The 21,563-nt window shown below is 66.0% G+C and carries 16 protein-coding genes and 2 pseudogenes; 5 read left to right on the top strand and 13 right to left on the bottom strand.

Annotation, left to right across the window (positions count from 1 at the left end):
• Positions 1–38: 38 nt before the first annotated feature.
• Together ABIE00_RS01425 and ABIE00_RS01430 are read left to right on the top strand one after the other, a co-directional pair.
• On the top strand, positions 39–695 hold the full coding sequence (locus ABIE00_RS01425) for a TetR/AcrR family transcriptional regulator (RefSeq protein WP_354255791.1): 657 nt from the start codon (positions 39–41) through the stop codon (positions 693–695).
• Between the two features lie 46 nt (positions 696–741).
• Complete coding sequence (locus ABIE00_RS01430; RefSeq protein ID WP_354255794.1) at positions 742–2,397, top strand: amidohydrolase; 1,656 nt, start codon at positions 742–744, stop codon at positions 2,395–2,397.
• A gap of 79 nt (positions 2,398–2,476) precedes the next feature.
• On the opposite strand, the gene ABIE00_RS01435 is transcribed toward ABIE00_RS01430, so the two are convergent.
• From ABIE00_RS01435 to ABIE00_RS01455, 5 genes and pseudogenes are all read right to left on the bottom strand, one after another.
• Positions 2,477–3,313: a serine hydrolase domain-containing protein gene (locus tag ABIE00_RS01435; protein WP_354255797.1), complete on the bottom strand. Its 837-nt coding sequence runs from the start codon at positions 3,311–3,313 to the stop codon at positions 2,477–2,479.
• Between the two features lie 10 nt (positions 3,314–3,323).
• Positions 3,324–3,668, bottom strand: a pseudogene (locus tag ABIE00_RS01440) (serine hydrolase domain-containing protein); the annotation flags it as partial.
• Positions 3,669–3,942: 274 nt separating this feature from the next.
• Positions 3,943–6,450 (bottom strand): GcvT family protein, encoded by a 2,508-nt coding sequence (locus ABIE00_RS01445; RefSeq protein ID WP_354255800.1) that lies wholly within the window; start codon positions 6,448–6,450, stop codon positions 3,943–3,945.
• Between the two features lie 35 nt (positions 6,451–6,485).
• Complete coding sequence (gene purU / locus ABIE00_RS01450; RefSeq protein WP_354255802.1) at positions 6,486–7,424, bottom strand: formyltetrahydrofolate deformylase; 939 nt, start codon at positions 7,422–7,424, stop codon at positions 6,486–6,488.
• A 45-nt stretch (positions 7,425–7,469) separates the two neighbouring features.
• Positions 7,470–7,820, bottom strand: a complete 351-nt coding sequence (locus tag ABIE00_RS01455) for a bifunctional 3-phenylpropionate/cinnamic acid dioxygenase ferredoxin subunit (RefSeq protein ID WP_331569311.1) — start codon at positions 7,818–7,820, stop codon at positions 7,470–7,472.
• Between the two features lie 248 nt (positions 7,821–8,068).
• Between ABIE00_RS01455 and ABIE00_RS01460 the strand changes: the two genes are divergently transcribed.
• Together ABIE00_RS01460 and ABIE00_RS01465 are read left to right on the top strand one after the other, a co-directional pair.
• Positions 8,069–9,265 carry an NAD(P)/FAD-dependent oxidoreductase gene (locus ABIE00_RS01460; RefSeq protein WP_354255806.1) on the top strand — a complete coding sequence of 399 codons (1,197 nt, stop codon included), beginning with the start codon at positions 8,069–8,071 and terminating at the stop codon, positions 9,263–9,265.
• 53 nt (positions 9,266–9,318) lie between these two features.
• On the top strand, positions 9,319–10,545 hold the full coding sequence (locus tag ABIE00_RS01465) for an aromatic ring-hydroxylating oxygenase subunit alpha (RefSeq protein WP_354255809.1): 1,227 nt from the start codon (positions 9,319–9,321) through the stop codon (positions 10,543–10,545).
• Between the two features lie 70 nt (positions 10,546–10,615).
• Here ABIE00_RS01465 and ABIE00_RS01470 read toward each other — a convergent pair whose 3' ends face one another.
• The 8 genes and pseudogenes from ABIE00_RS01470 to purU (ABIE00_RS01505) all read right to left on the bottom strand — a co-directional run bounded on the left by ABIE00_RS01470 (position 10,616) and on the right by purU (ABIE00_RS01505) (position 20,755).
• Positions 10,616–11,422 carry an IclR family transcriptional regulator gene (locus tag ABIE00_RS01470; protein WP_354255812.1) on the bottom strand — a complete coding sequence of 269 codons (807 nt, stop codon included), beginning with the start codon at positions 11,420–11,422 and terminating at the stop codon, positions 10,616–10,618.
• Between the two features lie 99 nt (positions 11,423–11,521).
• Positions 11,522–12,796, bottom strand: a complete 1,275-nt coding sequence (locus ABIE00_RS01475; RefSeq protein WP_354255815.1) for a molybdopterin molybdotransferase MoeA — start codon at positions 12,794–12,796, stop codon at positions 11,522–11,524.
• Positions 12,797–12,988: 192 nt separating this feature from the next.
• A complete protein-coding gene (locus ABIE00_RS01480) occupies positions 12,989–15,355 on the bottom strand; it encodes an FdhF/YdeP family oxidoreductase (RefSeq protein ID WP_354255818.1) in 2,367 nt (788 codons plus the stop codon).
• 75 nt (positions 15,356–15,430) lie between these two features.
• Complete coding sequence (locus tag ABIE00_RS01485) at positions 15,431–15,664, bottom strand: hypothetical protein (RefSeq protein ID WP_354255821.1); 234 nt, start codon at positions 15,662–15,664, stop codon at positions 15,431–15,433.
• A gap of 11 nt (positions 15,665–15,675) precedes the next feature.
• Positions 15,676–16,554 carry a bifunctional 5,10-methylenetetrahydrofolate dehydrogenase/5,10-methenyltetrahydrofolate cyclohydrolase gene (locus ABIE00_RS01490; RefSeq protein ID WP_354255824.1) on the bottom strand — a complete coding sequence of 293 codons (879 nt, stop codon included), beginning with the start codon at positions 16,552–16,554 and terminating at the stop codon, positions 15,676–15,678.
• On the bottom strand, positions 16,551–17,177 hold the full coding sequence (locus ABIE00_RS01495) for a cyclodeaminase/cyclohydrolase family protein (protein WP_354255827.1): 627 nt from the start codon (positions 17,175–17,177) through the stop codon (positions 16,551–16,553). The genes ABIE00_RS01490 and ABIE00_RS01495 overlap by 4 nt, the downstream gene beginning before the upstream one ends.
• Positions 17,178–17,289: 112 nt before the next feature.
• A complete protein-coding gene (locus ABIE00_RS01500; protein ID WP_354255830.1) occupies positions 17,290–19,782 on the bottom strand; it encodes a GcvT family protein in 2,493 nt (830 codons plus the stop codon).
• A gap of 57 nt (positions 19,783–19,839) precedes the next feature.
• Positions 19,840–20,755 (bottom strand): annotated as a pseudogene (gene purU / locus ABIE00_RS01505) (formyltetrahydrofolate deformylase).
• Between the two features lie 120 nt (positions 20,756–20,875).
• Between purU (ABIE00_RS01505) and ABIE00_RS01510 the strand changes: the two are divergent.
• Complete coding sequence (locus ABIE00_RS01510; protein ID WP_354255833.1) at positions 20,876–21,556, top strand: GntR family transcriptional regulator; 681 nt, start codon at positions 20,876–20,878, stop codon at positions 21,554–21,556.
• Positions 21,557–21,563: the final 7 nt, after the last annotated feature.

Consider the following 21,563-nt stretch of genomic DNA (forward strand, 5'->3'; position numbering starts at 1 on the left):
AGGGCCGGGCCTGATCTTGGGCGGCCTAGTCTTGGAGGATGCAGACATCCGAGCAGACCAGCCGCATGGGACGGCCCAAGACCCCGAGGCTTTCACGAAAGGCCATTGGCCGGGAAGCCCTGGCATTGTTCGAAGAGGAGAAGGGGCTCTCGATCCCGCGCCTCGCGGAACGGCTCGGGGTCCGGCAGTCGTCCTTCTACAAGCACGTCACCGGGCGCCAGGAAATCATCGAACTTGCCCGCGGATCCCTGGTCGACCGGGTTCGGGTCCCCGGCCCCGGCACCAACGAAGCGGGCCCGGACGATCTGGACACCGCGATCCGCCGCATCTTCGAATCTCTGCGGAAGGCCTACGCCCAAGTGCCGGCACTGCTGCCGGAGCTGCTGACCCAGCCCGTGTCGCACCCGGCGGCACTGGCCCTGTACGACAGGTTCGCAGCAATCTTCCTCAACGCCGGGGTCCCGGAGCAGCTGGTCCTGCCCACCCTGGAAACACTCGACAGTGCCGCCATCGGTGCCAGCCTCGATGCCATCACCATGGAATCGGCCTGGAGCATCAACGAAGAGGACCGGCCCAGTTACCCGAACCTGTCCGCGGCCCAGACGGCCGCGGCCACCAGCCAGGTGGACCGCTTCGCGTTCCTTGCCGACGTCCTGTCGGCAGGGCTGCGCGCGGCCATCAACGGCGGCACCTAGCCATACCCGGGGTGCCGCCGCGATCCCGAAACACCAGGAGCACAGCGTGAACACCCCCCAACCCACCGACACAGTTATCCTCTCGTCCAGCATCCTCCACGGAGACGACCTCCAGGAGGTGGCAGGATTCATCGCCATCGCCGACGGCCGTATCACCGCCATCGGACCCTCCAAAGACGCACCGGCATGGACCGGACACGCCGGCTGCGTGATCGACGTCGGGGATGCCACCATCACACCCGGACTGATCGACGCACACATCCACCCGATCCTGGGCGGTGCCACCATCGCCCGCGGCCTGGACCTCAGCGGCATCGCGGAGGCCGGCGCCGTCCGGGCCGCACTCGCCCGCTACGCCGCAGCCACGCCCCACCGCCCAGGCCAGGACTGGCTGTTCGCCTGGGGACTTGACCCGGTGATCTTCGGGGGCAGTGTCTTCAGCAACGGCCTCTTCCACGGCATCCTTGACGGGGAGCTTGTGTTCATCACGCTCTTCGACGCGCACGCAGCACTCGTCTCCGACGCAGGCATCCGACTGGCCGGGGTGACCGGCCAGGAGCAACTGGACGGTTCCGCCTACGTCGGCATCGATGACAGAGGCAAGCCCACCGGCATGCTCTACGAGATGGCAGCCATGGACCTCGTCCGGGCCATCCTCCCGGAACTGTCCTTCGAGGAGCGCGTGGACGAACTCGAACGGCTCCTTCACCGCATGGCCGAGTCCGGGCTGGTGGCCGGCCAGATGCTGGACTTCGGCCAGCCAGACTCCCTTGAGGTGCTGGAGGCTCTGGAAGAGCGGGGCGATCTGGCCATCCGGCTGCGGATCTCGCCGTGGATCATGCCGGGCGCAGCCAGGGGCGACCTCGACGCCATGCTGGCCCTGCAGGGCCGGCACGGCCGGCGCTGGCATGTGCGCGGCATCAAACTCATGATGGACGGAACCATCGACAACGGCACCGCCTGGCTGTTCGATCCTGACACCCACGGCGAATCCTTGCATCCGCTGTGGCGGCAGCCTGAGGAACTTGCCGCAGCCATGAGGTTCTTCCACGAAAACGGCATCCCCACCGCGACGCACGCCATCGGGGACAAGGCTGTCGCCTTTGTGGCAAAGACCATTGGAGCCCTTCCACCGAACGGGACGGTGCACCGGATCGAACACATCGAGTCCATTCCGGACCCGGTCCTGAAGGAAATCATTGATGCCGGTGCCACCACAAGCTTGCAACCAACACACTGCGCCCTGTATAGCCGCGCGGATCACGCCGACAACTGGTCCCGCAGGCTGGGCACGGAGCGAGCCAACCACGCCTGGCGGACGCGTGATCTCCGCGACGCCGGGGCCGTGGTCGCCCTCGGTTCGGACTGGCCCATCGCGCCGTTCGATCCTCGCGGGATCATTGCCGCCGCCCAGACCCGCCGGCCAGCCGGCCGGCCCGACGTCGAACCCGTGCAGCCGCAGCAGGCACTGTCCGCCCGCGCAGCCCTGGAAGGCTACACGAGCCAGTACTGGCAGTCGGTCGGCGAGAAAGGCGGCGTGCTGGAGGTCGGTGCACGGGCGGACCTGACGGTTCTTGGCTGCAACCCTCTGACGACAAACCCGGACGAGTTCGCGCACGCCCCGGTCATCCTCACGATGGTTGACGGCGAAGTCGTGGTGGAACAGCAGGTCGCCGTGGCCGAAGCAGGTTCCGCACGCTGACAACGGCGGGCGCCCTCGGCGCCCGCCGGTTTACCTCCCCACTCACCCCGGGCCGTTCTGCACCGGCTTGGGGGAGCTGTCAGTCGAGAGCTTTGCTGATGGCCTCGAACATCGCTGCTGCTGCAGGGCCGGCGAGCGGATCAACGGGTAGCGCTGTCGACGAGAATTTGACCCCCACCACTCCCGATTTCCGGTTGATGTAGACCATTTGCCCATGGATGCCCAGGCAGTAGGCCGTATCCCGGTCGTCCGAGAGGAACCAGAACTGGCTGCGGTACTTTCCGCCGGGCATCGCTTCTGCGTCCTTGCCCGCCGCGAACGCCTCCGCGGAATCGGGCCCGCCGGCGAAGATGTCGTCAACCCACGCAGATTCCAGGATTCGTTGGCCGCCCAGTGAGACCCCGCCGTCGCGAATCATTGCTCCGAAGCGGGCCATGTCTCCCAGCGTGGCGCAGATGCCGCCGTCGAACATGCCGGTCCCCACCGCATCGAGGGCGATATACGCGTCATGGCAGGCCCCGAGCGGTGACCAGAGAACGTCGGAGGTGAGTTCGGCGAACTGCCGGCCGCTCACCGCCTCGCACAGCCAGCCGAGGACATCGGTCTCGCAGCTGCGGTACTCGAAGTGACCGCCGTGTTCACGCTTCTGCTCCAAAGTCACCAGGAATTGCTTCAGCGTGGCTGCTTCACCGTGGCGGCGGGGTGCCCAGCCCACGGCTTTGTCCAGCTGCCGCACCTCGGAGCCAGGGTCGAGATACTCCTCGGAGAACTGGATGCCACTGCGCATATCCAGTACGTCGCGGACAGTGGCGCCCCGGTAACCGCAGGCAGCCAGTTCGGGGATGTAATGGTCTATCCGTTCGGCGGTATTCGATCTTCCCCTGCCCCACCAGGACGCCGACCACCGTGGAGACAATGGACTTGCTGACGGACATCAGCAGGTGCCTGGTTCCAGGGCCCATCTCGCCGAAATACTCCTCAACGAGCACCTCATTGCCCCGCAGGACCATCCACGCATCGGTGTGGGTGGTCGCCAGGATCTCGGCAACGGTGGTGCCGGCGCCACCGGGAAGCGGGACAGCCAGTCCCCGAAGCCCCCAGGAGTCCCCAGGCAATGCCGCCGGCTCTGTGGCGGCGCAGCCCGTGGACTCACCTTCAATCCCGGCAGTGGGAAACAGTTCGTCCATGTGAAGGAAGGACCAGGCCAGGCTGCCGGGCTCCTGCCAGTTGTCAACGGTAATCCTGCTTTGCTCGGAAGTAGTGCTTGCCATGCTGTTCCTCCATCGGCTCCGGCCTGGCGGCGGGTCTTGCTGGGGCCGTAACGACTTCGGTACGGCTTGAGCTCAACATACTTAAGTGAATGAGATTCACTTAAGTATGCCCCATGCCATGGAGGGCGGGAAGTCTGGAAACAAGGCCAAATTGCATATGGTCCGACCACTTCCGCAAAACGTGATTCCAGGCTCGACCAGAACGGCCCGCTTCCTTTCGGAAGCGGGCCGTTCTGGTAAGCGGGCCGTTCTTGGCTTGTGGACGTAGCCAGCGTCAGCCGCGGAGGCGCTCCATGCCGGGATCGAACAGCGGCTCGGCGCTGACCGTGGCGAGGACGCGGCGGCCGAAGTACTCGATCTCCACGGCGTCACCCTCCGATACAGCGGCGGGCAGCCAGGCGTAGGCGATCGGCTTGCGGATCGAGTAGCCGTACGCCGCGCTGGTGACGTAGCCGGACGCTACCCCGCCCACGTACACGGGTTCCTTGCCCAGCACGATGGATGTGCCGTCGTCGATCGTCAGGCAGCGCAGCACCTTCTCCGCCGGCTGTTCCTTGAGCGCAACCAGGGCCTCGGCCCCCACGTAGCCTTCCTTGTCCTTCGCCACGGAGAAGCCCAGGCCGGACTGGTACGGGTGGTGCTCGGTGTTCATGTCCGTGCCCCAGAGCCGGTAGCCCTTCTCCAGGCGCAGGCTGTTGAAGGCGCCGCGGCCGGCGGCGATGATGCCGTGCTCCTGTCCGGCTTCGAAGAGCAGGTCCCAGAGCTTGAGGCCGTATTCGGCGGTGGTGTACAGCTCCCAGCCGAGTTCGCCCACGTAGGACAGCCGCATGGCCGTGACGGGGATGCCGCCCACCGAAATTTCCTTGGTGCGGAAGTACTTTAGGCCGTCGTTGGTGAGGTCGTCGGCGCTGACCTTGCCGATGACCTCGCGGGCGAGCGGGCCCCACAGGCCGATGCAGCAGGTGCTGCCGGTGATGTCGGTGACGTGCACCCACTTCGCCGGGTCGGCGGCCGACTGCTTGCGGGCCTCGACGCGCAGGTAGTCGAAGTCCACGTTGCTGTTCACGCCGAGCTGGAAGTCTTCCTCCGCGAGCCGGGCGACGGTCACGTCACTGCGGATGCCGCCGTCGTGCTCCAGCAGCAGGCAGTAGGTCACCGCGCCGGGCTTCTTGGCGATGTTTCCGGTGCTCAGGCGGTGCAGCAGCTCCTGTGCGCCGGGGCCGTTGACGGCCAGGCGCTTCAGCGGCGTCATGTCATAAAGCGCGACGGCGGTACGCGTCTTCCACGCTTCGGCCGCCGAAATGGGGGAGGAGAACATGGCCGCCCAGGGTTCGCGTTCCGGGGCCTGCCACTCTGCCGGCAGTTCATCCAGCAGGGGGCGGTTTGCCTCGAACCAGTGCGGGCGCTCCCATGCGGCTGACTCGAGGAAGAAGGCACCGAGTTCCTTCTGGCGGACGTTGAACGGGCTGACGCGCAGGTCCCGCGGGGATTCCTTGGGCTGCAGCGGGTGCAGGACATCGTAGATCTCCACGAAGTTCTGCTGCGAGGTCTCGCTGACGTAGTCGTCGCTGGTCTGCACCTTCTCGAAGCGGGTGAGCTCGGTGCCGTGCAGGTCGGTGCGGGAACGGCCCTCAGTGAGCAGCTCCGCCACAGCCTTGGCCACGCCTGCGGAATGTGTCACCCAAACGGCCTCGGCAACGAAGAAGCCGGAGAGCTCCGGGGCTTCGCCGATCAGCGGGCCGCCGTCGGGGGTGAACGAGAAGATACCGTTGAAGCCGTCCTCGATCTGGGTGGCGTGCAGGGCGGGCAGCAGGTCCTGGCAGTCCTCCCACGCGGGCGCGAAGTCCTCTAGGGTGAAATCAAGTCGCGACGGCATCCGGTGGTCGGACATTTCCTCCGCGCCGACGCGGGGCAGCTGTTCCATGTCCACCGGCATCGGCCGGTGGGCGTAGCTGCCGATGCCGATCCGGTCGCCGTGCTCGCGGAAGTACAGGTCGCGGTCCTGGTAGCGCAGGATGGGCTTCTGGGCGCCATTGGGCAGGTCGTTCACGCCCTGGAGTTCAGGCAGCGGCGTGGTCTTGACGTACTGGTGGGCCAGCGGCAGCAGCGGTACCTCCAGGCCCACCATCTTGCCGAGCTCACGGCCCCAGAAACCGGCGCAGGAGACCACGATGTCGGCCGGAATCACGCCCGAGGAGGTCTCGACGCCGGTGACCTTGCCGTCCCACTGGGAAATGCCGGTGACGGTGGTGGAGCCGAGGAAGGTCACGCCGCGCTCCCGGGAGCGCTCAATCAGCAGCTGCACGGCACGGGCAGCCAGGGCCAGCCCGTCGGTGGGGATGAGCAGGCCGCCAAGGACCTCGCGGCCGCCGGTGAGCTTGCCGGTGTTCAGCAGCGGATAGATCTTTTCGCATTCATCGGCGTCGACGATCCGGCTTTCGACGCCCCAGGAGGTCATCACACCCATCTTGCGCTTGAGGTCGTTCAGGCGCTCGGGAGTGGTTGCCAGTTCCAGGCCGCCCACCTGGTTGAAGCAGGACTCGCCGTCCTTGCTCAGGGAAAGCAGCTTGTTCACCGTGTAGGTGGCAAATTCCGTCATGGTCCTGGACGGGTTGTTCTGGAACACCAGGCCGGGGGCGTGCGACGTGGAACCGCCGGCCAGCTCCAGTGGGCCCTGCTCGACGACGGTGATATTGTCCCAGCCGCGGCTGGCCAGCTCGTCCGCGAGGTTGGTGCCGACGATGCCGGCGCCGATGATGACGACGCGTGGTGATGCGCTCATGGTGTGTGGTTCTCCTGGTTCGCGTTAGCGGAAAATTAGCGGAATACGACCGTGCGGGTCTTGTTGAGCAGGACGCGGTGCTGGCAGTGCCACTTCACCGCGCGGGAGAGCGCCTGGCTCTCCGCGTCCCGGCCCACCGTCACCAGCGCATCGGGGTCCTGGGCATGGTCCACCCGGAAGACCTCCTGCTCGATGATGGGCCCCTCGTCGAGGTCCGCGGTGACGTAGTGGGCGGTGGCGCCCACGAGCTTGACCCCGCGGTCGTAGGCCTGGTGGTAGGGCTTCGCGCCCTTGAACCCGGGCAGGAACGAGTGGTGGATGTTGATGGCCCGTCCGCGCAGCTTCCTGCACAGATCGTCGGACAGCACCTGCATGTAGCGGGCCAGCACCACCAGGTCGGCGTCGTATTCGGCCACCAGCTCGAGCAGCCGTGCCTCGGCCTCGGGCTTGGTGCCGGCCGTAACCGGCACATGGATGAAGGGCAGCCCGGCCGCCTCGGCCATGGGCCGCAGGTCCTCGTGGTTGGAAACCACGACGGCGATCTCCGCACCCAGGCTGCCCGCCCGCCACCGGAAGATGAGGTCGTTCAGGCAGTGGCCGAACTTCGACACCATGACCAGCAGCCGCTGGGGGCGCCCGTCGTGGATGCTGAAGTCCATGCCGAACTCGCTGGCGGTAGCTGCGAACTCGGAGCTGAGGCTTTCGGCGGTCTGGCCGGCTTCATCGCCGGTCTGGCCGTCGGCGCTCTGGGTGAACGCACCATGGGTGAACGCCGTGCGCAGGTAGAGCTTGCCGCTGACGTGGTCATCGAACTGCTGGTGCTCCACGATGTCGAAGCCGCGGTCGGCCAGGAACGTGGTGATGGCGCGGACTATGCCCGGCCGCTCGGGACAGGCCAGGGTGAGGACAAACTCAGCGGTACGGGTCTTGGCACTGGCACCGGCTGCGGGCGCGCCTTCAAGGACTGTGGACAAGGTTTTCTCCTAGGGGTAGCAGCAGCGATGCAGTGGCAGGGCGGCTTAGACGTGGCCGTTTACGGTCAGCCCGGGGGGAAGGTTGGGTTCTTCTTTGGACTCGATGACCATGATGTCGCCGTCCACAACGGTGACTTCGTGCGTGCGGACAGGGAGTTTGGCCGGCGGCGCATCAACCTGTCCGGTGCGGAGATTGAACTTGGAAGCGTGCAGCGGGCACTCGACCTCGCAGCCTTCCACCCAGCCGTCGGTCAGCGAGGCGTCCTGGTGGGTGCAGGTGTCGTCAATGGCGAAGAGCTCGCCTTCCTCGGTGTGGAAGACGGCGATGGGCGGCGCGGTGTTCAGGCGCAGGGCTTCCCCTGGTGCCAGTTCGCTGAGCGGGCATGCCTTGTGCATGGGGGGCCTCTTTTCTAGTTGGGAAGGTATGTAGGTCTTGCTGGCGGTCTGTTCCGTATAGTTCAACAGCCGTCGTAATATGCAACAGCGTGCTTTCGATCACACCGTTTTGTCAAGGGGTAGGGGTCCGATTACGCGGCCGCCCTTTAATGAGTCGCCAAACCCTTGACAGTCACCGTGGCTTGGATCACGCTGTTGCATATAGCGATTGTTGTTGCGCTAAAAGCAATAGAAAGAGGGTGAAGAAAATGCAGACGCTTGCGATCGTAGGTGCCTCGCTGGCCGGCCTTTCCGCCGCGCGGGCAGCCCGCGCCCAAGGCTTCACCGGACGTCTCGTCATCATCGGCGATGAAGAGCACCGTCCGTATGACAGGCCGCCGCTCTCCAAGGACTTCCTGCTTGGATCCATTACGGCCGAGGACCTGTCCCTGGAAACCGAAACCGACGACCTCGGCGCCGAATGGCTGCTGGGTACGCGCGCCGTGTCCCTGGACGCTGATTCGAAAATCATCGGCCTGGCCAACGGTCAGGTTGTCCAGGCCGACGGCATCGTCATTGCCACCGGTGCACGGGCCCGCCAGCTCCCCCAACTCGCCGGCCTGAGCAACGTCTTCTCCCTGCGCACCCTCGCCGATGCGCAAAGCCTCGCGCCGGAACTGGTGCCGGGAAGCAAGATGGCCGTCATCGGGGCAGGCTTCGTCGGCGCCGAGGTTGCCTCCTCCGCCGCCTCCCGCGGCATGGACGTCACCCTGGTCGACACCAAGCCGGTGCCATTTGCAGCCCAGCTGGGCACGGAGATGGGCTCCGTGGTGGCCGGCCTCCACACCGCCAAGGGCGTCCGGCTCATCTCGTCGGCCGTTATTGAGGACTTCTACGCCGGCGAAGGAAACGTCACCGGACTCCGCCTGGCCGACGGAACGTTCGTGGCCGCTGACGTTGTGGTGGTGGGGATCGGTGCGGAGCCGAATGTTGAGTGGCTTGCCGGGTCGGGGGTGGAGGTCGACGGCGGTGTGTTGTGTGATGCGATGGGTCGCACCAGTGTCCCGGGCATCGTGGCGGTGGGGGACTGCGCTGCCTGGTTCGACGCCGCTGTTGATAGGCATCGCCGGGTGGAGCACTGGACCGGTGCGCTGGAGCGGGCGGCGCTGGCGGTGCGGGCCCTGCTGGACAGTGATTCCCCGGCCCAGCCGCTGAAGCCGCCGTATTTCTGGTCGGACCAGCACGGGGTGAAGATCCAGTTCGCCGGCCACTCAGCCGGCTATGACCGCCTCGACGTCGAAGCGGGGGATGCTGCCGAGCACAGTCTGCTGGCCGTGTACTACCGGGAAGACGTTCCCGTTGCCGTGTTGGGCATGAACCAGCCGCGCCTGTTCACCAAGTGGCGGCGGAGCCTGGCGACGCCGGCGGCCCAACCCGCCCTCGCCGGTGCCGCCGCGGGACTGTAGTCCCCACCCTTCTGCATTTTTTGAGTTGTTTGTGTTTTTGATAGGAGAGCAAATTGTCTGTTGAGGTATCCACTCCGAGCCTGATCCCGACGTTGGGCGGCCACCTGTATACGGATCCGGCGATTTTCCGGGCGGAGCAGGAGCGTATTTTTGAGCAGATGTGGTTCTGCGCGATCCGGTCCTCGGACCTGGATAAGCCCGGGGCGTGGCAGACGGTGCAGGTGGGCCGGGAATCGGTGTTGATCTCGCGGACCCGCAAGGGTGAGATCCGGGCGTTTTACAATGTGTGCCGGCACCGTGGCGTGAAGTTGTGCATGGAGGAAAAGGGTGAAGCGGCCCGGAACTTCCAGTGCCCGTACCACGCCTGGACGTATGACTTCGAGGGCAAGCTGATCGCTGCCCCGAACCTGACCAAGATGCCGGACATCGACCGGGACGAGTACGGCCTGTCCAAGGTCCACATCCGCGAGTACCTTGGCTATGTCTGGGTGTGCCTGGCCGAGGAGCCGCCCTCCTTCGAGGAGGATGTGATGGGCGCGATCGAGGAGCGCCTGGGCAACGTGCACGCCATTGACGGGTACGACGTGGCGAACCTGTCCGTGGGCCGGCGGATCCGGTATGACGTGAAGGCGAACTGGAAGCTCATCATTGAGAACTTCATGGAGTGTTACCACTGCGCTACGATCCACCCGGAACTGACCGAGGTCCTGCCGGAGTTCGCTGACGGCCTGGCCGCGCAGTACTTTGTGGGCCACGGTGCGGAGTTCGGTGAGGACATCAAGGGCTTCACCGTGGACGGGTCCGAGGGTCTGGACGTCATTCCGGGCGTGGGCGAGGACCAGGACCGCCGGTACTACGCGATCACGATCAAGCCGACGGTGTTCGTGAACCTGGTCCCGGACCATGTGATCATCCACCGGATGTTCCCGATGTCCGCGGACCACACGATCGTTGAGTGCGACTGGCTGTATCTGCCTTCGGTCGTGGAGTCCGGCAAGGATGTCACGGCGTCGGTGGAGCTGTTCCACCGGGTGAACATGCAGGACTTCGACGCGTGCGAACGCTGCCAGCCGGGCATGGCCTCCAAGTCCTACGCCAAGGGCGGGGTCCTGGTCCCGTCCGAGCACCACATCGGTGCCTTCCACGACTGGGTCAACGAAAAGGTCGGCGACGTCAAGCTCACCGGCGAGGCCCTGCTCGGCCTCACCGCGGACACCCCGCCGCTGGAGGAACGCGCCGAAACCCTGCAACGCAAAGAAACTACTGCCCCGGCCTCCTAAGGTTCCAATCCACTGACTGGGCCTGCCGAAACCAAGGTTTCGGCAGGCTCAGTCATTTAAGCGGCAACTGTCACCGGTGTGTGTAGCCCATCTTTGCGCTGATGGCCAGGCCGGCCTCCTGGAGTCCCTGGATCAGGCCCGGCGTATTTTCCGGGTCGAAGCGGAAGGCGGGGCCGGAGATGCTGACGGACCCGATGACCGTCCCGAAGTGGTTGTACACGGGCACCGCCACCGCGGTGAGCCCGATCTCGAATTCCTCGTGCACAAGGGCGTAACCGTCGCGGGAAACGTCGAGGAGCTGGTTTTCCAGGATCTCCCGGTCCGTGATGGTCCGCGGGGTGCGGGCCGGAAGGCCCACCTTGCCCAGGATCCGGGAGCGTTCCTCAACCGGCAGTGCTGCCAGCAGTACCTTGCCGCTGGAGGTGGCATGGAGGGGCGTCAGACTGCCCACCCAGTCGGACGTTGCCAGCGTTGACGGGCCCATGGCCTGGTCCACGTTCACCGCATAGTTTGAGCGTAGGACGGCGAGGTTGACGGTTTCCTTGTACTGGTCTGCGAGGCTTTCCAGGATGGGGCGTGCTTCGTGGACCAGGCTCAGCCGGCCGGGAATGGAACTGGCCAGCCGCAGGATGCCAAAGCCCAGCTGATACTTGCCACGGTCGTTGTTCTGCCGCACGATCTCCCTGGACACCAGCGAGCCGAGGAGCCGCGAGACGGTGGACTTGTGGACGCCCATTTCGTCGGCGATTTCACTCACGCCAGCGTGTCCGTCCCGGGCGAGGATCTCCAGGATCTGCATGGCGCGGTCCACTGACTGGACGCCTCCGCCCTGGGCGTCCGGGTCCCTGCCAGTCCCTGGTTCATCTCTTGCAGCCATCAGTGGTGCTCCCATGTTGTCGCCGTGACCAGCGGTCAGGCCTGCACCATCGCGCTTACTTCACACGTCTGATCCTAGACCGCGGCGGACAACCGGGCGTCATCTGACCAGCGGCGGCCGCAGCTCCGGGTGCCAGGGGAGCGCAAATGCCGGAACCGGCTCGCCCAGCTGAACGCCGCGCGACGGAACGGCCATGACGCCGTCGGCGTTGGCCAGTCCGCGCATCATTCCGGGCCCGGTGTAGTGGACGGGAGCCGCCAAGCCGTTGACCCAACGGAACGGCATGAGCCGGGTGGACGCGCGGTGGGCGTCGATGGTGGTGCCGCACGGCACCCGGTTGATGCCGGGCAGCGGCTGGTGGCCGAGCGCGGCCAGCAGCGGGCCGCCAACCGTGAAGAGTGCCATGAGGGCGGCGAGCGGATTGCCGGGAAGTCCGACGACGAACCGGCCGTTGGGCAGTTTGCCCAAGGCGGCGGGGTGGCCGGGCCGCATGGCGATGCCGTCGATGAGGAGCCGCCCGCCGAGCGCCAGCACGGCATTTCGGAAGTGGTCCGCGCCGGAGCGTCCTGTGCCGCCGGTGGTCACGATGACGTCGGGCCATTGCCCCATCGGCGCCTCGGAGGCGCCCAGGGCCGTGAGCCATTCCTCGTAGGAGTCCCCGATCCGGACCAGCGGCCCCGGAACACCGCCAAGCATCTGGATGACGGTGCCGAGCTGGGGGCCGAATGCATCCCGGACCTGTCCCGGTGCCGGCGTGCTGCCCGTGACCACCTCTGAACCGGTGACCAGCATTTTCACCAGTGGCTTGCCGCGGACCGTCAACCGGTCGAACCCGGCGACGGCGGCCAGCGCGATATGCGCAGGGTTCAGGGTTGTCCCGGCGGGGACCAGCACCTCGCCGGCTGCCGCTTCCTCGCCCGACTTGCGGATGTGCTGGCCCGGGCGGGGTTCGCCGGGGGATGCCGCCTCACCCACGAACAACACGGTCCGGCCGTCAGCCTGCGGGGCAACGCGTCCGCTCTCAACGCGGAGCACCGCCTGGGCGCCCGGAGGGATGACGCCGCCGGTGACCACGGGGCTGGCCTCTCCGCTGCGGAGCGGGGCCCCCGGTTCCGTCAGTACCCAGGGCCCGTCGCCACTGACCGTCCAGCCATCCATGGCGGACGAGGCGTAATGGGGCATCTCCTGAAGCGCGACGACGTCCCCGGCAAGGGTTCTTCCGTTCGCCTCCCGGAGCGGGACATGCTCCGGTCCAAGGGCGCTGGCGCAGTCAAAGGCCAGACGCCGTGCTTCCGCCCAGGTGTGCTCGCCGTGGGCGGCGGGGCCGCCGGCTGTGCCCGGACTCTCGATGGTTCGAAGGGCTGGAGCTGTCACGGGTTGTTCCCTCGTTGGATGGTTGGCAGGTGTCGTTTCCCGAAAGCGGTGCTCCGGCGCTTACCTCCCCAGGTATTTCAGGCCTCCGAAACACCGTTTACGGGAAACGAAACTGCTCTACGTCCTTGACGGTCCGGGCTCCCACCCGGACCGCCTTGCGCCCTGATATTCCAAATATATCGTAAAGATATATCAGTTAGGAAGGGTTGCAAGCATCTGATTTTCCTTTGCCTTGGCGCCCGCTGGTTCGAGCCGCACGACGACGGACTTGGACGTTGGGGTTCCGCTGGTGTCGGCCACGGAGTCAAGCGGCACCAGCACGTTGGTTTCCGGGTAGTAGGCCGCCGCGCAGCCCTTCGGCGTGGAGTAGCTAACGATGCGGAAGCTTTCTGCACGGCGTTCCGTGCCCCGGAACTCGGACACCAGGTCCACCAGGTCGCCGTCGGCATAGCCCAGCTCCGCGATGTCGGCCTCGTTGACCAGCACTACGCGCCGCCCCCCGTGGATTCCGCGGTAGCGGTCGTCCTTGCCGTAAATGGTGGTGTTGTACTGGTCGTGTGAACGCAGGGTTTGCAGGACCAGCCGGCCGGACGGGACCCGGATGTACTCCAGGGGGTTCGACGTGAAGTGTGCCTTGCCGGTGGTGGTCTTGAATTCCCTGTTGTCCCGTGGCGGGTGCGGCAGCACGAAACCGCCGGGGTGCTGGATTCTCTCCTCGAAATTCTCGAAGCCGTCGATGACGGCCTCGATGTGCTTCCTGATCAGGGAGTAGTCGTCCCGGAGCGCGGGCCAGTCGGCCACCGGCGAGTTGGGGCGGGGCTGGCCGTCCGCGCCGGTGAACACCTTGTGCGCGAGGTTGCAGACGATGGCTACCTCAGACATCAGGTGCTCGCTGGCGGGCTTGAGCCGGCCGCGGGATGCATGGACGGCGCTCATGGAATCCTCCACGGTGACTCTCTGGTCACCGGAACGCTGGGCATCCCGTTCTGTGCGGCCCAGCGTGGGAAGAATCAGGGCGCGCTTTCCCGTCGACAGGTGGGAATGGTTCAGTTTCGTCGAGATCTGCACGGTCAGCCGGGTGTTGGCGAGGGCCTTCTCGGTGGCGTCCGAGTCCGGGGCTGCCCGCACGAAGTTCCCGCCCATGCCCACGAAGAGCCTGACCTTTCCGTCACGCATTGCGCGGATGGCGGCGACGGTGTCGTAGCCGTGCGCCCGGGGCGAACGGAACTGGAATTCCTGGTCCAGCCGGTCGTGGAAGCCCTCGGGCATCCGTTCGAAGATGCCCATGGTCCGGTCGCCCTGGACGTTGGAGTGTCCGCGGACCGGGCAGACTCCCGCTCCGGGTTTGCCGATATTGCCCTGCAGCAGCAGGACATTGACCACGTCGCGGAGGGTGGGCACCGAGTGCTTGTGCTGGGTTAGGCCCATTGCCCAGCAGACGATCGTGGAGCCCGAGGCCAGGAGCCGTTCACCGGTGGCGTCGATCTGCTCCCGGCTCAGGCCGGTCGCTTCGACGATGTCGTCCCACTGCACCTGTTCCAGCTGTGCGAGGTAGGACTCGACGCCGGACGTGTGGTTCCTGATGAAGTCGTGGTCAAAGACAGTGGCCAGGCCCGGGGTGTTCCTGCCTGCGCGTTCCGCGTCCAGCAGGTATTTCCCGAGGCCTTGGAAGAGTGCCTGGTCGCCGCCGGCCCTGATCTGCAGGAAGTCATCCGTGAGCTGCGTTCCCACCAGCGTGCCCGAGATGGTCTGCGGGTTCTCGAAGTGCAGGAGCCCTGCCTCGGGGAGCGGGTTGACGGACACGATGGCGGCGCCGTTTTTCTTGGCCTTTTCCAAGGCACTGAGCATGCGCGGGTGGTTCGTGCCCGGGTTCTGGCCTGCCACAAAGATGAGGGACGCCGTTTCCAGATCCTTGAGGCTGACAGATCCCTTGCCGATGCCAATGGTTTCCACCAGTGCCGATCCGGAGGACTCGTGGCACATGTTCGAGCAGTCAGGAAGGTTGTTCGTGCCCACGCCGCGGACCAGCAGCTGGTACACGAAGGCCGCCTCGTTGGAGGTCCTGCCGGAGGTGTAGAAGACGCTCTGGTCCGGATCGTCCAGGTCCCTGAGTTCCTGGGCGATCAGTTCCAGGGCATCGTCCCAGTCGATGGGCCTGTAGTGGGTTGCGCCCTCGTCCAGGACCATCGGGTGGGTCAGTCGTCCCTGCTGTCCCAGCCAGTAGTCATCGCGGGTCTTCAGCTCGGCGACGGAATGGCGGGCGAAAAACTCCGGACCCACCCGGCGGCGGGTGGCCTCCTCCGCCACCGCCTTGGCGCCGTTCTCGCAGAATTCCGCGGCATTGCGCTTTTCATGTTCCGGCCAGGCGCAGCCCATGCAGTCGAAGCCGTCGATCTGGTTGACGGCCATCAGCGTCTGGACGCTGCGCAGCGGCCCCATCTGCTCCAGCGATATCTTCAGGGCGTTGGCCACCGCGGGGATGCCGACCGCCTTGGTTTTGGGTTTGCTGACGCTCAGCTTTGACTCATCGATGTTCTCGCGGGGGGCTTTGGAGGCCATGGGCTTTTCCTTCAGATCAGTGCCGTGTAAATCCGTGCAGTGTTTGTCCGCGCAGTGCAGTGGGGCGTGCGTTGCCTAGGGAACGCCGACTGTGACGACGTCGCCGTTCTCGCGGAAGAACATACGGCGGCCGCCCCCGAAGGTGCGAACCAGCCAGATGATCCGGCCGTCCTCGGTCAGATCGTCGACCCAGCCGCTGTGGGGGACCGTGTATTGCTCCAGCACGGTGACGAAATCGCCCGGCCTGAGCGCAGACCAGTCGGCCACGACCTTCGTGCCGGCGGCCTGGGGAGCGGTGCTGGCTGTCATCAGTGCCCCGGTTACCGCGCGAGGACAGGCGTCGGGACCGCGCGGAGCTGTTCGCGGGCAGCTTCGGCCGTGTGGAGAAGCAGCAGCGCCGTGGTGACTGAGCCCACGCCGCCGGGGACAGGCGTCAGCGCGGCAGCGACCGGACGGACGCTGGCTTCGTCGACGTCGCCCGCGAGCGAGCCGTCGGAGAGCACGTTGGTTCCCACATCGATGACCACTGAATGGTCCGAAACATCCGTCCCGGTGAGCAGCCCGGTGCGGCCCGCGGCAACCACCACGACGTCGGCGGCCTTGGTGTACTTCCCGAGCGGACCGGACTTCGAGTGGCAGACGGTGGTGGTGGCGTCCTTCTGCAGCAGCAGCAGGGACAGCGGCTTGCCGACCACTGTGGAACGGCCCACCACCACCACGCTGCGGCCGGCCACCGGAATGTCGAAGTGGTCCAGGATTTCCACCACGGCCCGTGCCGTGGCCGGGGCGAAGGCGCGTTCCCCGACGGCGAGCAGTCCGAGGCTCAGCGGGTTGGCGCCGTCGATGTCCTTTTCCGGTGCAATGTACCTGACCAGCGCCTGGGTTTTCACGCCGGGAGGCAGGGGTGTCTGCAGGATGATGCCATGGAATGCAGGGTCCGCGCTCAGGTCCTTCAGCACGGCGGCGAGCACCTGTTCGGTGGCGTCGTGGCCGACGTCGATGATCCTGCAGCCGATGCCGGCGTTTTCCGCGGCGCGCTCGATGGAGCGCACGTACCAGTGCGTGGAGCTGTCCTCCGTCGCAACTACGACGGCGAGGGTTGGGCGTGTGCCCTCCTCGGCCAGAGCCGTGGCCTGGGCGGTGGCCTGCTGCTGGATCAGTTTGGCGAGGGGCTTTCCGGAGAGCAGAGATGCCGTCATCGGAGGATCCTTTCGCGTACCTGGCGTGAGAGCGAGTCAGCAGCCAGAACGACTTTTTCTTCAAGCCCATCGGTTTGCTCCGCCAGTGCGGCGCGCGCCGGGGCGTCCTTGATGGCCACGACGTTGATGTCGATGTTGACGCGGGCCGTGGTAGCGGCAGCCCTGGCCGCGTCGGCTGCGGCGGCGATGTCGCTGATGACGTTGGGGTTGGCAATATCCAGAAGCTCGGCGGCGAGCTCGACGACGGCGCCCGACAGCCTGATCAGGCGCGCCGGCGGCTGGGCAGCCTGGCCAAGCGCGTCGTTGATGGCGGCTGCGCGTGCCGTCCGCTCAGTGTCGCTGGCGGCGGGCAGCTTGTAGGAAGCGATCACGGCTTTGAAGGCGGCTTCGTCGGCGTCGGCCAGCCCCAGCGTCTCGCCGATGAGCTGGTCCGCGGCGGCAATGATTCTGGAGGTAGTCTCTTCGTGCTGCGCATATTTGTCGCCGGTGCTGAACCGCGCCACCATTGCCACGAGGGCAGCACCCTGCGCCGCGTGCAGCGCCGCAGCCGCGCCGCCACCAGGGGTGGGCTTCCGCGAGGCAAGCCTGCCGAGGTAGTCGTTAATTGTTTCTGAACCGATCATTTGTCCATTCCTGGGCTGGTAGGGGCTGGGGCGGAAAGGGGGCTGCACGCAGCCCGGCTCCCGTTGCGAGGATGAGCCGGGCCGCGTGCCCCCGGAGGGCCCTGCGGGCTGCTTAGCCGCGGAGCCTGGTCATTTTCGGGTCGTACAGGGGGTCTTCGGTGACGGTGGCGGTGATGCGTCGTCCGAAGTATTCGATCTCGACGGAGTCGCCCAGGGAAACGGTGGCTGGGAGGTAGGAGTAGGCGATGGGTTTGGCCACGGTGTAGCCGTAGGCGGCGCTGGTGACGTAGCCGAGGGCCTGTTCCTTGTAGAAGACGGGTTCCTTGCCGAGGACGATGGAGCGGCCGTCGTCGATGGTCAGGCAGCGCAGCCGGCGGGCGGAGCCTTCTTCGGTCCGGCCTTCGAGGGCGGCCTTGCCGATGAAGCTTTCCTTGGCCATCTTGACGGCGAAGCCGAGGCCGGCTTCGTAGGGGTCGTGTTCGGTGGTCATGTCTGTTCCCCAGGAGCGGTAGCCCTTTTCGAGGCGCAGGGAGCTGAACGCTGCCCGGCCGGCCGCGATGACGCCGAAGGGCTGTCCTGCCTGCCAGAGCGCGTCCCAGAGCCGTTGTCCGTTGTCCGCGGAGGTGTACAGTTCCCAGCCGAGTTCGCCGACGTAGGACAGGCGCATGGCGGTGACCGGGATGCCGCCGATGACGACGTTCTTGGCGCGGAAGTATTTCAGCCCGTCGTTGGTGAAGTCGTCCTCGCTGACCTTGCCGATGAGGTCACGGGCCAGCGGGCCCCAGAGGCCGATGCAGCAGGTGCCGCCGGTGGTGTCGCGGACCTGGACCCAGTCGGAGGCGGAGCCGCTTTGGCTCTGGTGCCTGGCTGCCCTGGTGAAGTAGGCGGTGTCGATGTTGCCGTTGGCGCCGAGCTGGAAGGTGTCTTCGTCCAGCCGGGCGACGGTGATGTCGCTGCGGATACCGCCGGCGTGGTCGAGCAGGAGGGTGTAGGTGACCGCGCCGGGTTTCTTGTCCAGGTCCGCGGTGGTCAGCTCCTGCAGCAGTTTCAGGGCGCCGGGGCCGGAGACTTCCAGGCGCTTGAGCGGGGTCATGTCGTACATGGCCACGGCGGTGCGGGTCTTCCACGCTTCGGCCGCGGCGATGGGGGAGCTGAACATGTTGGACCAGGCGTCCCGGGCCGGGGGCAGCCACTGGGCCGGCATCTCCTTCAGGAGCGGGGCGTTGGCTTCGAACCAGTAGGGACGTTCCCACCCGCCGGATTCCAGGAAGAAGGCTCCGAGTTCCTTGTGCCGGGCGTGGAACGGGCTGACGCGCAGGTTCCGGGGGGAGAGTTTGGGCTGGAGCGGGTGCAGGACGTCGTAGATTTCCACGAAGTTCTGCTGCGAGGTTTCGCTGACGTATTCGGGGGTGAGCTGGACTTCCTCGAAGCGGTTGATGTCGCATTCGCCGAGGTCTGTTTCGGACCGGCCGGTGGTCAGCAGTTCGGCCATCGCCTTGGCGACACCGGCGGAGTGCGTGACCCAGACGGCCTCGGCGACGTAGAAGCCGTCCAGTTCCCTGGACTCGCCAAGGAGGGGCCCGCCATCGGGGGTGAAGGAGAAGATGCCGTTGAAGCCATCCTCGATCTCGCTTTCGGCCAGGCCGGGGAGGATCTGCTTGGACGCCTCCCATGCGGGCAGGAAGTCCTCGAGGGTGAAGTCCAGGCGGGAGGGCATGTTGTGCTCGCTGACGGACTCGGGGGCGTAGGTTCCCAGAGTCTCGAGGTCCACGGGCATGGGGCGGTGGGCGTAGGAGCCGATGCCGTAGCGTTCGCCGTGTTCGCGGTAGTAGAGGTCCTGGTCCTGGTGGCGCAGGATCGGCAGGGTGGCCCCGTTGGGCACTTCGTTGCGGCCGCTCAACTGGGGTACCGCCGTCGTCTTCACGTACTGGTGGGCCAGCGGAAGCAGGGGAACGGCCATGCCGATCATGGCGCCGATCTTGGCGCCCCAGAACCCGGCGCAGGAGATCACAATGTCAGCCGGGATCACGCCCTCGGCCGTCTGCACGCCGGTGACCCGGCGGCCGGACTGTTCGATCCCGGTGACGGTGGTGTTGCCCTGGTACTTCACGCCCGCGGCCTCGGTGCGCTTGATCAGCAGCTGCACGGCCCGGGCGGCGCTGGCCAGGCCATCGCTGGGGACGTGGAGGCCGCCCAGGATGTCCTCCTCGTTGATCAGCGGGTAGAGGTCCTTGCACTCCGCCGCCGAAAGGATGGAGCCCTCGATGCCCCAGGAGGCTGCGTAACCGAGCTTGCGCTTCAAATCGGCGAGGCGGGTTTCGGTGGTCGCCACCTCCAGGCCTCCCACCTGGTTGAAGCAGCCCACACCGTCCTCGGTCAGGGAGAGCAGCTTTTCGACCGTGTACTTGGCAAAGGACGCCATGGTCTTGGACGGGTTGGTCTGGAAGACCAGGCCCGGGGCGTGGGAGGTGGAGCCCCCGGGCATGTTCAGCGGCCCCTGGTCCAGGACCGTGATGTTGTTCCAGCCCCGGGCGACCAGTTCGTCGGCCAGGTTGGTGCCGACGATGCCGGCACCGATGATGACAATACGTGGCGTGGATGCCATGTGCTTTCTCCTGCGGATCTAAGTATTGGGCTGCTGCGCGGCCGGTGCGTGGCCGCTTTAGCGGAAGACGATGGTGCTGGACTGGTCGATCAGCACACGGTGCTCGCAGTGCCACCGCACCGCGCGGGACAACGCCAGGGCCTCCGCGTCCTGCCCGATAGTGGAGAGCGTGGCGGGTCCGTAGCTGTGGTCCACGCGGATGACTTCCTGCTCGATGATCGGACCCTCGTCAAGGTCGGCGGTGACGTAGTGCGCGGTCGCGCCCACCAGCTTGACGCCGCGGTCGTAAGCCTGGTGGTAGGGGCGTGCACCCTTGAACCCCGGCAGGAACGAGTGGTGGATGTTAATCGCCCGGCCCGCCAGCGACCGGCACAGGTCATCGGAAAGCACCTGCATGTACCGGGCCAGGACCACGAGGTCGATGTTGTACTCCTCCACCAGCTCCAGCAGGCGCCGCTCGGCATCCTGCTTGGTTTCCGGAGTCACCGGAATGTGGACGAACGGGAGACCGGCGGCCTCGGCCATCGCCCGGTGCGTTTCGTGATTGGAAACCACCAGGGCCAGGTCCCCGCCAAGGCTCCCGCCCCGCCAACGGAAAATCAGGTCGTTGAGGCAGTGCCCGAACTTGGACACCATGACCAGAAACCCGCTGCTTGGTCTCATCATGGACGTTGAACTTCATCTCGAAACGCTCCGCGATGGGACGGAACTCCTCCTCGAGCACCTGCAGATCGTAATCCGTGGCACCCGAGAAAGCCGTGCGCAGGTGCAACGTCTGGCGCAGGCCGTCATCGAACTGCTGGTGCTCTTCAATGTTGAATCCACGCTCAAACAGGAAAGTAGTTACTGCCTGAACGATCCCGGCACGCTGCGCACACGACAGTGTGAGCACGAACTTGCCGGTTTTGGTTTCTTTAGAGGCTTCTGGCTGCGCGGCCGGCCTGGTGTTTGTGGCTGTGTCCACAACGGTCATGTCGCATCCTTTAGATATATGGTTAATCACCGTATTGATATATCAGGGGTGATGGCCAGCGTATACTGGTGTGCGGATGAGGTCAATAGTCGAATGTTGGCCCGCAGGAGAGGCGGAGCGGTGGCGTTTGAAGCTTTGGCGGTAACGGAGGCCGGAGGTTCGAGGTCCCTGGCCGATGTGGCCTATGAACGGATCCGCGACAGCCTGCTGACCTTGGAGATCCGGCCCGGCGATCCGCTTTATGACGAAGGGATCGCCAAGGAGCTCGGCGTGGGGCGCACTCCGGTCCGGGAAGCACTGAAGCGCCTTGAGGTGGACCGGCTGGTGGTGACCTATCCGCGGCGCGGCACCTTCGCGACGCGCGTGGAGGTTACGGACCTCGCATTCATCTCCGAGATCCGCGCCCAGCTGGAGCCCCTCGCAGCCTCCCGTGCCGCCAGGGTTGCCAGCGCGGCCGCCCGGGACCGCCTCCGCCTCATCGTGGAGGAAGTGGAGGCCTTCGACGTGGACAGCGCATCTGTGGTGGAGACCTTGCGCCTGGACGCACGGGTGCACCAGGGGATCTACGCCGCAGCGGCAAATCCACACCTGGAGGACGCGCTGATCCGCTACGACAACCTGGCAACACGCATCTGGTGCATGGTGCTGGACCGCCTGCCGAACCTTTCCAGGCACGTGCACGAGCACGTCAGACTGCTGGAAGCGGTGATCGAGGGCGACGAGGCCCGGGCGGCAGAACTGGCCCGCGAACACGTGGACGGTTTTGAGAAGGCCGTGCGGACGGCCCTGTTCGCCGCCTAAGGCCGAC

The sequence above is a fragment of the Arthrobacter sp. OAP107 genome (genome assembly GCF_040546765.1).
Classification (GTDB): Bacteria; Actinomycetota; Actinomycetes; order Actinomycetales; family Micrococcaceae; genus Arthrobacter.